The 12,153-nt window shown below is 63.3% G+C and carries 10 protein-coding genes; 5 read left to right on the forward strand and 5 right to left on the reverse strand.

Features of this window, described 5'->3' with window-relative positions; genetic code table 11:
* Nucleotides 1–175: 175 nt before the first annotated feature.
* From ACMA5I_RS06210 to ACMA5I_RS06230, 5 genes are all read right to left on the reverse strand, one after another.
* A complete protein-coding gene (locus tag ACMA5I_RS06210; protein ID WP_525885370.1) occupies nucleotides 176–631 on the reverse strand; it encodes a hypothetical protein in 456 nt (151 codons plus the stop codon).
* A 179-nt stretch (nucleotides 632–810) separates the two neighbouring features.
* Nucleotides 811–1,425 (reverse strand): nucleoside/nucleotide kinase family protein, encoded by a 615-nt coding sequence (locus ACMA5I_RS06215; protein WP_525885371.1) that lies wholly within the window; start codon nucleotides 1,423–1,425, stop codon nucleotides 811–813.
* Entirely contained in the window at nucleotides 1,422–2,195 is a 774-nt protein-coding gene (locus ACMA5I_RS06220; RefSeq protein WP_525885372.1) for an ATP-binding cassette domain-containing protein, read from the reverse strand. The genes ACMA5I_RS06215 and ACMA5I_RS06220 overlap by 4 nt, the downstream gene beginning before the upstream one ends.
* Nucleotides 2,192–3,274, reverse strand: a complete 1,083-nt coding sequence (locus tag ACMA5I_RS06225; protein ID WP_525885373.1) for an ABC transporter permease — start codon at nucleotides 3,272–3,274, stop codon at nucleotides 2,192–2,194. The genes ACMA5I_RS06220 and ACMA5I_RS06225 overlap by 4 nt, the downstream gene beginning before the upstream one ends.
* Before the next feature lie 59 nt (nucleotides 3,275–3,333).
* Nucleotides 3,334–4,356, reverse strand: a complete 1,023-nt coding sequence (locus ACMA5I_RS06230) for a sugar ABC transporter substrate-binding protein (RefSeq protein WP_525885374.1) — start codon at nucleotides 4,354–4,356, stop codon at nucleotides 3,334–3,336.
* 157 nt (nucleotides 4,357–4,513) lie between these two features.
* Between ACMA5I_RS06230 and ACMA5I_RS06235 the strand changes: the two genes are divergently transcribed.
* The 5 genes from ACMA5I_RS06235 (at nucleotide 4,514) to gatB (ending at nucleotide 12,153) form a co-directional block, all read left to right on the forward strand.
* Nucleotides 4,514–5,701, forward strand: coding sequence for an ROK family transcriptional regulator (locus ACMA5I_RS06235; protein ID WP_525885375.1), 1,188 nt, complete (start codon nucleotides 4,514–4,516; stop codon nucleotides 5,699–5,701).
* A 52-nt stretch (nucleotides 5,702–5,753) separates the two neighbouring features.
* Nucleotides 5,754–6,902, forward strand: a complete 1,149-nt coding sequence (gene nagA, locus ACMA5I_RS06240) for an N-acetylglucosamine-6-phosphate deacetylase (protein WP_525885376.1) — start codon at nucleotides 5,754–5,756, stop codon at nucleotides 6,900–6,902.
* Between the two features lie 65 nt (nucleotides 6,903–6,967).
* Complete coding sequence (gene pepN, locus ACMA5I_RS06245) at nucleotides 6,968–9,538, forward strand: aminopeptidase N (protein WP_525885377.1); 2,571 nt, start codon at nucleotides 6,968–6,970, stop codon at nucleotides 9,536–9,538.
* Nucleotides 9,539–9,622: 84 nt separating this feature from the next.
* Entirely contained in the window at nucleotides 9,623–10,564 is a 942-nt protein-coding gene (locus ACMA5I_RS06250; RefSeq protein WP_525885378.1) for a 1-acyl-sn-glycerol-3-phosphate acyltransferase, read from the forward strand.
* 77 nt (nucleotides 10,565–10,641) lie between these two features.
* Nucleotides 10,642–12,153, forward strand: a complete 1,512-nt coding sequence (gatB, locus tag ACMA5I_RS06255) for an Asp-tRNA(Asn)/Glu-tRNA(Gln) amidotransferase subunit GatB (RefSeq protein WP_525885379.1) — start codon at nucleotides 10,642–10,644, stop codon at nucleotides 12,151–12,153.

Below are 12,153 nucleotides of genomic sequence, written 5' to 3' on the forward strand. Positions count from 1 at the left end.
TCATTGACACGCGGGGATAAAGGGCGCGCGGCGCTGGATCAATCCCTATCCTGCGCCCAAACCCCCGCAAACGCGAAAACGGCCAGCGCGGCGGCTGGCCGTTTGAGAAACAGACCAAACGGTATGTTAAGCTTAAAAAGTCGTTAAAATCCGGCGTTACATACCAAATGGTCGGTTACTCGTTTTCCCATTCGAGAAGCGCGCCTTCGGCGTCATACTCGGCTTCGAACCGGGTGCCGTCAGCGTCGCGGCCCTCAATGTCGAACCCGTCCTTGTCCATGTCGATGGACTCGAATTCGCCATCGACCGGGAAGCGCTCCGCGTCTTTCAGAGCGTCGGGCAGAAGGTCCGCGACTTCGGCAATCGGAGCGTAGCTGTTCTCGGCGGCTTCGATCTCCTCGACGCTGCCATCCTGATGAAAATCGAGTTCCACCTGCGCGCCGCCGGGCAGTGTGCCGATCAGGTCCGGGCCGCGGGCTTCGGGCTGAACGGTGGTGTCCGTCAGACCCAGCGTTTCGGCGGCGGCTTCGACCGCAGCGGCGTCGGGCGCGCCGTGGTCCTCATGCTCATGGGCGAGCAGCGGGAGCGCGGTCAGGGACAGGGCGGCGGTGAGGGTCGTCAGGGTTTTCATCATTTTCTCCTTCGTCAGGGCCGCAAGGGATGCGGCGTCTTTCGGGATTTCAGATAAAAACCGCTGTGCATGGGGCAAGGCGGCTGCGACAGAACGCCACGCTTTCCCGCGCTTCACGCCTGCAAGGCAAGGCGCTGCGAGCGTTCACAAATTTGCGAACAGACGCGCGCGCCCTGCCCTCACCCGTTCTTGAGGCGCAGATCGGCGGGGCGGCTTTCGTCTATCACGATCCGGGCGTTCGGCAGATCATTCTCGCCGATTTTGACCGCTGCATCTTCGGGCGTCATGTCCTTCCAGCGGGCGGCGAGCCGCGCTTCGATCACCTCAAGGGGCACGTCGAGCAGGATGGTGAGATCATAATGGCGGGCGAGATCGCGCCAGCCGTCGCGGTCCAGCAGCAGATAATTGCCCTCCACCAGAATGAGCCGCGCCTCAGGCGTGATGATCCGCGCGCCGGCCCGCGCAATCTCGATGCTGCGGTCGAAGACCGGCACGGCCACGTCGCGTCCATCATCGGCGGCGAGCCGGGCGAGCGTGGTCGCCAGCCCGTCCACATCATAGGTCCATGGCGCGCCCTTGCGCGGGCGGTCACCGCGGGGGACGAGGACCATATCGTCATAGTGATAGCCATCCATCGGCAGGATCGCGGCGCCCGGCACGGCACCCGCCAGATCCTCGACGATGGTGCTTTTGCCCGCACCCGGTGCGCCGACAATGGCGACGATCTTGCGGGTGGATAAGTCGAGCGCGCGGAGCCGGTCCACCAGCTCCGCGCGGGTTACGGGTTCGCTCACGCGGCCTCCGGGGGCGGCTCTTTCGCGCCGGTCATGAAGGCCACCGCGTCGGACATGGTGTAGTCCTCCGGATTGATGACGCAATGCCGCCGCCCGAGACGGTGGACATGGATGCGGTCCGCCACCTCGAACACATGGGGCATGTTGTGCGAGATCAGCACAATCGGCATCCCGCGCGATTTCACGTCCTGAATGAGATCCAGCACCTTGCGGCTTTCCTTGACCCCGAGCGCGGCGGTCGGCTCGTCCATGATGACGACTTTGGAGCCAAAGGCGGCGGCGCGCGCCACGGCGACCCCCTGCCGCTGTCCGCCCGAAAGGGTTTCCACCGGCTGGTCGATATTCTGGATGGTCATCAGGCCGAGTTCGGAGAGCTTCTCACGGGCGATGTCGCGCATCTTGCCGTTGTCGAGCTTGCGAAAATACTGGCCGAGGAACCCTTCCTGCCGGATCTCGCGGCCCATGAACATATTGTCCGCAATCGAGAGCGCGGGCGAGAGGGCGAGGTTTTGATAGACCGTCTCGATCCCGGCATTGCGGCCATCCATGGGGGAGTGGAAATTGACTGGTTTGCCTTCCAGCTCGATCGTCCCCTCATCCACTTGAACCGCGCCGGAGATCGCCTTGATGAGCGAGGATTTTCCGGCCCCGTTATCGCCGATCACCGCGAGGATTTCTCCCGGCATCAGGTCGAAATCGGCCTGGTTGAGCGCGGTCACGCGGCCATAGCGCTTCACGAGACCGCGCGCTTTCAAAATAGGTTCCGTCATGCCGATACCTTTCTGATCCATTGGTCGATGGCGACCGCGATGATGATGAGCCAGCCGGTCGCGAAGACCTGCCAGAGCACGTCCACACCCGCGAGGCGCAGGCCGGACTGGAACACGCCGACGATGAGCGCGCCGAAGAGCGCCCCGAGGATCGAGCCGCGCCCGCCAAAGAGCGAGATGCCCCCGATCACCACAGCGGTGATGGATTGCAGATTGCCCTCGTAGAAGGACTGCGGCGAGATCGAGCCGACGCGGCCGATGGAGGCCCAGCCCGCAATGGCGCAGACGAGACCGGCGAGGATATAGACCGAGGTCAGCACCTTGTCGGTCTGGATGCCGGAGAGGTCCGCCGCTTCCTTGTCATCGCCGATGGCGTAGACATGGCGGCCCCAGGCGGTTTTGTTGAGCATATACCAGAGCACCACAAAGACGACGATCATGAGGATCGAGCCGAAGGTGATCTGCGCCCCGCCGATGCCGAAGGAATTGCCGAAGAATTTGAGGAAGGGGGCGTTCGTGTCGATATCCGCGCCGCGAATGGATTGCGCGCCGGAGAAGTAGAGGAGCAGCGCGTAAAACACGTTCCATGTGCCGAGCGTGGTGATGAAGGGCGGCAGTTTCACCCATGTCACCAGCTTGCCGTTGAGCCAGCCGCAAAACGCGCCGATGGCGAAGGAGATCGGCAGGGCGATGATCGACGGGACGCCCATTTCCACCGCGAGTTTGCCCGCGATGACCGAGCAGAGCACCATGATCGCGGCGACCGAGAGGTCGATCCCGGCGGTGATGATGATCAGCGATTGCGCCGCCGCCAGCATCCCGATGATCGAGACCTGCTGCATGATCAGCGACAGGTTGAAGGCGGAGAAGAAATTGTCCGCCACCACGCCGAAAACGGCAAGGGAGAGGAGCAGCACGATCACCGGCACCATGGTCGGGTTGCCGTGGAGGAAATGCTGCGCCTGGTCGAGAAAGCCGCGACGGCGGGGCTCGAAACTGGCGACGGCGGTGTCGCTTTGATCGAGCGTGTTTTCAAACTCCTGCCGCTGGCGTGGCGGCGGAGGGGGTGTGTCACTCATCGTTAACCTCCCTTTGGACTGTCGGCCCGGTCAGTGCCGGGCCGTTTTATTGTGCGGGTTTAGCCCCAGCAGCGCTCCAGCGCCTCTTCCGAGGTGATCGACTCGAGCCCGTCCACCGGGTTGTCCGTCACCAGCTCGACACCGGTATCGACGAATTCCAGCCCTTCGGTGTTCTCCGGCTTCTCGCCCGTGTCGGCAAAGGCCTTGATCGCCTCGATGCCCTTGGCGGCCATGTCGAGCGGGAACTGCATCGCGGTCGCGCCGATCACGCCATCCGCAACGTTCTGCACACCGGGGCAGCCACCGTCGATGGAGACGATCGTGGCCTGCTCTTCCTTGCCCACGGAGCGCAGCGCCTCGTAAGCGCCAGCAGCCGCCGGCTCGTTGATGGTGTAGACGACGTTGATCTCGGGGTTGATCTGGAGAAGGTTCTCCATCGCGGTGCGCCCGCCATCCTCGTTGCCATCGGTCACGTCATGGCCGACGATGCGCGGATCATCCTCGTCGCCAATATCGGTCAGCTCTTTGTAATCAATGCCGAAACCGGACATGAAGCCCTGATCGCGCAGATAATCGACCGAGACTTCGGAGGGGTTGAGGTCGAGGAAGGCGATTTTCGCGTCTTCCGCTTCGCTCCCGAGCGTTTCCGCCGCCCACTGGCCGATCAGCTCACCGGCCTTGAAATTGTCTGTCGCGAAAGTCGCATCGGCCACATCGGCGGGCTCGAACGGGGTGTCGAGCGCGATCACCAGCATCCCGGCATTGCGGGCCTGATCGACCGCCGGGGTCAGCGCGCGGCTGTCGGACGGGGTGATGAGAATGCCCTTCGCGCCGGACGCGATGCAGGTTTCAATCGCCGCGACCTGCGTTTCCACATCGCCGTCGATCTTGCCCGCATAGGTCGACAGATCAATGCCGTTCTCGGCGGCGGCCTCGGTCGCGCCTTCCTTCATCTTGGCGAAAAACGGGTTGGTGTCGGTCTTGGTGATGAGGCACGCGCCCACATCCTGCGCGAAAGCGGCCGAGCCGAAACCGGCGACGGCGACACTGGCGAAAAGAGCGCATTTCAAAGTCGTTTTCATTCCTGTCCTCCCTTGGAATCATCTGGCGGTCTGCACACCGCGACCTTCAGACTGCGGGGGGGACCGCTAAAATGTCAATAAATAAATCTGCGTTATTTATTTATTGAGCCGCGACAAAAATACGCGCATGATTGGCGGCAGACAGGGAGATCGAAACATGGCTGATATCGCAATTGACTCGCCTCGCGGCAGCAATCAATCGGCGATCCGCGCCTATAATGAGCGGCTCGTGCTGACGCTGCTGCACCGCCATGGCGCGCTGGCGAAGGCCGAGATTGCCAAGGTCACGGGGCTGTCGGCGCAGACGGTGTCGGTCATCATGCGGCAGCTTGAAAAGGACGAGATGATCCTGCGGGGCGAGCCGGTGCGCGGGCGCGTTGGTCAGCCTTCGGTGCCGTTTTCGCTGAACCCGGAAGGCGCGTTTTTCTTTGGCGTCAAAGTCGGGCGGCGCAGCACGGAGGTTATTCTGACGAATCTCTCTGGCCAGATTCTGGAGCGCCGGAGCCGGGTTTACGGCCACCCGGCTCCGGAGGACATCACCGCTTTTCTGACCGAGGAAATCCGCGCCATCACCAAGAGCCGCAAGCCGCGCGAGCGGGACCGGATCGCGGGGCTTGGAATCGCCATGCCGGGCAATCTGTGGAACTGGCCGGGGGTGATCGGCGTCGCGCCGGAGGCGATGGAAGGCTGGCGCGATGTGGATATGCAGGCGCTGCTCGCGCAGGCCCTGCCCTTCCCGGTTTACCTTCAAAACGACGCCAGCGCGGCCTGCGGCGCGGAGCTGATTTTTGGTCAGGCGGAGCTGCCGTCCGAGTTTCTGCATCTCTATCTCGGCTATTTCATCGGCGGCGGCGTGGTCTTCAGCGACACGGCCTATACGGGCCCCACGGGCAATGCGGGCGCGCTTGGCTCCATACCGGTGACGCTGAACGGTAAGACGCAGCAACTGATTGAGATTGCGTCGATTCACACGCTGGAGAAGAAGCTGAAACAGCATGGAGAGGACAGTATTCTGACCGACCGCGAGGATTGGCCGATCCCGGACCGGATCGCCACCGAATGGCTCAGCGAGGCGAGCGAGGCGATGGCGCAGGCGATTGCGGCGTCCTGCGCGGTGGTCGATTTCCCCGCGGTGGTGATTGATGGGTGGATGCCCGCGCGGCTGCGCAGCCGCATGGTGGCGCGGGTCGAGGAGGCGCTGATGCGGCAGGATTTCACCGGGATCGCGCCGCCGAAGATCATCGAAGGCACGCTCGGCCCCGAGGCGCGGAGCCTTGGGGCCGCCGCCCTGCCGCTCGCCGCGACGATCCTGATCGACACGGCGGCCCTGCAAAAAGCGATCTGACGCTTGCGCGGCGCGCGCCGCAGCGGCAGAGTTGAGAAAAAAGGGCAGCGCGATGGAACAGGCAGTCACCGCAAGGCGGATTTTCGATGGCACCGCATGGCATGAAAACGCCGCGCTGGAGATCCGGGCGGGGCGTGTCTACCGGATTTGCCCGGTCGCGGATCTGCCGAAGGACACCGCCCGAACCGATATGGGGGCGATGCTCGCGCCCGGTTTTGTCGATCTTCAGGTGAATGGCGGCGGCGGTGTGATGCTGGGCGCGTCGCCCGGTGTGGCCGAGATCGAGACGATCATCGCCGCGCATCAGGCGGGCGGGACCACGGCGCTTTTGCCGACGCTGATCACCGACACGCCCGAAGTGACCCGCGCGGTTCTCGAGGCCGGGGCCGCCGCGACGCGGGCGCGGATGCCGGGTTTTCTGGGGCTGCATCTGGAGGGGCCGCATCTCGATCCGGCGCGGCACGGGGCGCATGATCCGCGCCGCATCCGGGCGATGGAAGACGCTGATCTCGCCATGCTGATCGCCGCGCGCAAGGAGCTTCCAGCGCTTTTGGTGACGGTCGCCCCGGCCTCGGTGACGCCCGAACAGGTCGCCGCGCTGGTCGACGCGCGCATCCGGGTCAGCCTTGGCCATGCGGAATGCGGTTCCGAGACGGCGCGGGCCTATGCGGATGCGGGGGCGCGCTCGGTGACGCATCTGTTCAATGCCATGAGCCCGCTCGGCCACCGCGCGCCGGGTCTCGTGGGGGCCGCGCTTGATGACGGGCGGCTGAGTGCGGGGCTGATCGCCGATGGTGTGCATGTCGATCCCGCCGCCTTGCGCATCGCGCTGCGCGCGAAGGCGGGACCGGGCGGGATTTATCTGGTGACTGATGCGATGGCCGTGGCCGGAACCGACCTGAGCAGTTTCAAGGTTCAGGGCCGCGAGATTTACCGCAAGGCGGGCCGGCTCACCCTCGCCGATGGCACGCTGGCGGGCGCGGATTGCGATATGATTTCCTGCGTGCGCTACCTGCATGAGACGGGCGGCGCGCGGATAGAGGACGCGCTGACCGCCGCCTCCACCACCCCGGCGAAAATGATGGAATTTTTCCCCCGCAAGGGCGCGCTCCTGCCGGGGAGTGACGCGGATTTTGTGGCGCTTTCGGAGGATCTGACCCTCACCGCCGTCGCGCGCGCGGGCGAGATGCTGACAAACTGAACGATCCGCCATCTTGCGCTCGCGGCGCGGCGCGCTAGGCTCGCCCAAAGCCGAAGGAGCCGATTATGCGCGATGCCGCCCCCACCATCACCAAACTCGCCGATTACCAGCCGCCCGCCTTTCTGGTGGAGACGGTGCATCTGACCTTCCGCCTCGATCCGAAGGCGACGCGGGTGATCGCGAAACTGCGCGTTGTGCCGAACCCGGCGCGCACGGACGGGCCGCATGATCTGCGTTTCGACGGGCGGGATCTCACGCTGATTTCGGCGAGCGTGAACGGCAAGGCGCTGCCACCGGAGATCACGCCGGATGAAAGCGGGCTGACCGTGCCGCAGGATTTGCTGCCGGACGGCGCGTTTGACTGGGAGGCGGAGACGGAGATCAATCCGGGCGGCAATACGGCGCTCGAAGGGCTTTATATGTCGAACGGGCTCTACACCACGCAGTGCGAGGCGCAGGGGTTTCGGCGCATCACCTTCTTCCCGGACCGGCCCGATGTGATGGCGGTCTATACCGTGCGCATCGAGGCAGAGACCCCGGTGCGGCTTTCCAATGGCAACCGGGTCGATGAGGGGGATGGGTTTACCGAGTGGCACGACCCCTTCCCCAAACCCTCCTATCTTTTCGCCCTCGTTGCAGGCGAGTTGGAGGCGCGGCGGGACAGGTTCACCACCCGCTCGGGCCGGGACGTCGCGCTGGAGATCTGGGTGCGCAAAGAGGATCTGGAGCGCACCGGCTTCGCCATGGAAAGCCTCAAAAAATCCATGACCTGGGACGAGCAGGTTTACGGCCGCGAATATGATCTCGACCTCTTCATGATCGTCGCGGTGGATGATTTCAACGCCGGCGCGATGGAGAATAAAGGGCTCAACATCTTCAACGCGAAATATGTGCTCGCGAGCCCGGACACCGCGACCGATGGGGATTTCGAGGGGATCGAGAGCGTGATCGCCCATGAATATTTCCACAACTGGACGGGCAACCGGATCACCTGCCGCGACTGGTTCCAACTGTCGCTGAAAGAGGGGCTGACCGTCTATCGCGACCAGTGTTTTACCGCCGATATGCGGCTCGGCCCGGTCAAGCGGATCAGCGATGTGATGGGGCTGCGCGTCTCGCAATTTCGCGAAGATGCCGGGCCGCTGGCGCATCCGGTGCGGCCGGAAGCGTATCAGGCGATCGACAATTTCTACACCGCGACCGTTTATGAAAAAGGCGCGGAAGTGGTGCGGATGCTGGCGGAACTCGTCGGGCCGGAGGGATATGACAAAGCGCTGGCGCTCTATTTCGACCGGCATGATGGCGAGGCCTGCACGATTGAGGACTGGCTCAAGGTGTTTGAGGATGCGACGGGCCGGGATCTCACGCAATTCAAGCTGTGGTATCAGCAGGCTGGCACGCCGCATCTGACGGTGACGGATGAATTTGCGGAGGGTCGCTACACGCTGCGTTTCACCCAATCGCTGCGGCAGATTCCCGGCCAGCCCGCGCCGAAGCCGATGCATATCCCGATCCGCCTCGCGTTTTTTGGCGAGAATGGCGGGCAGATCGGCGAGGAGCAGGTGTTTGAATTGACCGAGGAAACGGGCGAGATCAGCATCAAGGCGGCGAGCCGCCCGGTGCCGTCGCTGCTGCGCGGCTTTTCGGCCCCGGTGACGATGGACCGGCCCGGCGGGTCGGCGGATGATATTCACCTCTTGGCCCATGATACGGACCCGTTTGCCCGGTGGGACGCTGGCAACCGGCTGATGCGCTCGCGGCTCTTGGACGGGCAGACGGAGCTGTCGCCGGAGCATGTCGACGCGCTGAAAACCGCGCTGGCGGACCGGGATCTGGCACCGGCGTATCGGGCGCAATTACTTGGAATTCCGTCCACGGGCGAGGTTGCGCAGGAATTGGCGCGGCTCGGCACACCGCGCGCGCCGCGCGAGATTCATGATCAGCGGGACGCGCTCACGCAGTCGCTGGCCGAAGCACTCGGCCCGCTCGCGCGGGAGCTTTACGAGGAAAATCTGGTGGATGGACCTTATTCGCCGGACCCCGAGGATGCGGGCAAACGTGCGCTGACCGGGCGGCTGCTGTTCCTGCTCACCAAGCTGGAGCCTGAGGCGAAGACCGCCCGCGCGGCCTACGCGGCGGCGGATAATATGACTGACCAGATCGCGGCGCTGACGGCGCTCATCCCGGCGGGCGCAGCAGATGAGGCGCTGAAAGCCTTCCGCGAACAATGGCAAAACAACCGGCTGGTGATGACGAAATGGTTCGCCATGCAGGCGCGAATGAGCGATCCGGACAGCGCGCTCGATGTGGCCGAGGCGCTGACGCAAGATGCTGCTTTTGATCCGAAAAACCCCAATTTGGTCTATTCGGTGATCGGCGCTTTCGGGGGCGGGAATTTCGCCGGGTTCAACCGCGCCGATGGCAAGGGCTATGCGTGGCTCGCCGATTGGCTGGCGAAACTCGACAAACTCAACCCAGCGGTGGCGGCGCGGCTCTCGACCGCGTTTGAGGCCAAAGCGCTGCTGCCAAGCGATCTCGCCGCGACAATGGATAAGGAAATCAACCGCCTGCTGGCGCAGGATGGGCTGTCGGCGAATTTGCGCGAAATGCTCAGCCGCCTGTCAGGTCAGAGTTGACAGATGGGCCGCTTCGCGCCAATGCACAGGGCGGATCGTTAAAATTTCTTGATCCGCTATGTGCTTGGGGCGAAAATAATTGGGATGACTGACCAGATGACGGAATCGCGGGCCCCGACCTCCCCCGACCTGGAGGAGATCATGGCGATGTCCATGCGCGAGCGGCTTGATCCGTTGATCGCCGAGCGCGCCCCTTGGATGTATCGCGACGGTATGGTCATGCGCCCTATTCGCGGCGCGCTGCATCTGCTGCTTGGCTATGACAAGGCGCTCAAGGTCGGCGAGCAGCTGCGCCATTGGGACAGCCCCACGATCATGGATTTCATGGCCGATATGATCGCCCGGAAAACCGAGATCAGCGGGCTGGAGAATATCCCGGCCTCGGGCCGCGCGATGATCGTCTCGAACCACCCGACCGGGATCGCGGACGGGATTATCCTGTGGAAGCTGATCGCGCAGCGCCGCCCGGATATGTTCTTTTTCGCCAATGCAGATGCGCTGCGCATCCTGCCGCAACTGCGCGAGATCATCGCCCCGGTGGAGTGGCGCGAGGACAAGCGCAGCCATGCGCAGAACCGCGAAACGCTGGCCTATGCGAAGGACGCGGCAGCCAAGGAGCGGCTGGCGGTGATTTTCCCCTCGGGCCGCCTCGCCAAGCGCCGCCGGTTCCGCCTGCATGAGCGTGAATGGATGGCCTCGGCGGCGATGATGGCGCGCAAATTCAATATGCCGGTGATCCCGATGCATATGACCGCGCGCAACTCGGCGCTGTTCTATCTTTTCGACAAACTGCACCCGACGCTGCGCGACATCACCCTCTTTCATGAGGTGCTGAACAAGGACAAGCAGCGCTATAAGGTGGAGCTTGGCACGCCGATTGATCCGTCGGCCCTGCCGCAAGGCTCCGTCGAGGCGACCGAGTTTCTCAAGCAAAAAGTCCTCAGCCTGCCGCAGGATCGCAACCAGTCCCTGCTGGAGCCGGGCAGCACCTTCGACAAGATCGAACGGGCCCTCGCTCTTTCCTGATCGCGCGCCCGTTTGCGGCCTCTTGCACCGCGCCCGCCCTCTGTCCTAAAACGCCCGTGGAATAAGAGGACGTATCCATGACCGAGCTGGCTTACGAGGCCCCCAAGGCCAAAACTTATCACGGCGCGCAAGGCGACTGGGAAGTCGTGATCGGCATGGAGGTCCATGCGCAGGTGAAAAGCAACGCCAAGCTGTTTTCGGGCGCGTCCACCGAGTTTGGCGCGGAGCCGAATTCCCATGTGAGTTTCGTTGATGCCGCGATGCCGGGGATGCTGCCGGTCATCAACAATTACTGCGTTGAGCAGGCGGTGCGCACGGGCCTTGCGATCAAGGCGGAGATCAATCTCGAATCGGCCTTTGACCGGAAGAATTATTTCTACCCTGACCTGCCGCAAGGCTATCAGATCAGCCAGCTTTACCACCCGATTGTCGGCGAAGGCGAAGTGCTGGTCGATATGGCGCCCGGTGTCGCGCGCAAGGTGCGGATCGAGCGGATCCATATAGAGCAGGATGCGGGCAAGTCGATCCACGATATGGACCCGCATATGTCCTTCGTGGACCTCAACCGCACGGGCGTCGCGCTGATGGAGATCGTCTCGCGCCCCGATATTCGCGGGCCGGAGGAAGCGGCGGAATATCTGCGCAAGCTGCGCCAGATCGTGCGCTATGTCGGCACCTGCGACGGCAATATGCAGGAAGGCTCGATGCGGGCGGATGTGAACGTTTCTGTCTGCAAGCCGGGCGATTATGAGAAATTCATCGAGAGCGGCGATTTTGCGCATCTCGGCACCCGCTGCGAAATCAAGAACATGAACTCCATGCGTTTTATCCAGCAGGCGATTGACGTGGAAGCGGCGCGCCAGATCGCGATCTTAGAGGATGGCGGGAGCGTCGATCAGGAGACGCGGCTTTACGACCCGAACAAGGGAGAAACCCGCTCGATGCGCTCCAAGGAAGAGGCGCATGATTACCGTTATTTCCCGGACCCGGACCTGCTGCCGCTGGTGATTGAGCAAGCCTGGGTCAATGAAATCGAAGCGAGCCTGCCGGAGTTGCCGGACGCGAAAAAAGCGCGGTTCGTCAATGATTTCGGGATGACGGAATATGATGCCGGCGTTCTGACCGCCGAAGTCGAGGATGCCGCGTTTTTCGAAAAGGTTGCCAAGGGCCGCGATGGTAAAACGGCGGCGAACTGGGTGATCAATGAGCTGTTTGGCCGCCTCAACAAAGAGGACCTGTCGATCAGCGAGAGCCCGGTGTCTGCCGATCAGCTTGGCGGGATCATCGACCTGATTGCCAAGGGCGACATCTCCGGCAAGATCGCCAAGGGGCTGTTTGAGATCGTCTGGTCCGAGGGCGGCGATCCGGCTGAGATCGTCGACGCGCGCGGCATGAAGCAGGTGACCGATATGGGCGCGATCGAGGCGGCGGTCGATGAGATCATCGCTGCCAACCCCGATCAGGTCGCGAAGGCGAAGGAAAACCCGAAACTGGCCGGCTGGTTCGTCGGTCAGGTGATGAAGGCGACGGGCGGCAAAGCCAACCCGAAAGCTGTCAATGAATTGGTGAGCAAAAAGCTGGGACAGTAA

This window comes from Jujubicoccus corallicola, assembly GCF_047345645.1.
Taxonomy (GTDB): Bacteria; Pseudomonadota; Alphaproteobacteria; order Rhodobacterales; family Rhodobacteraceae; genus JBLEFH01.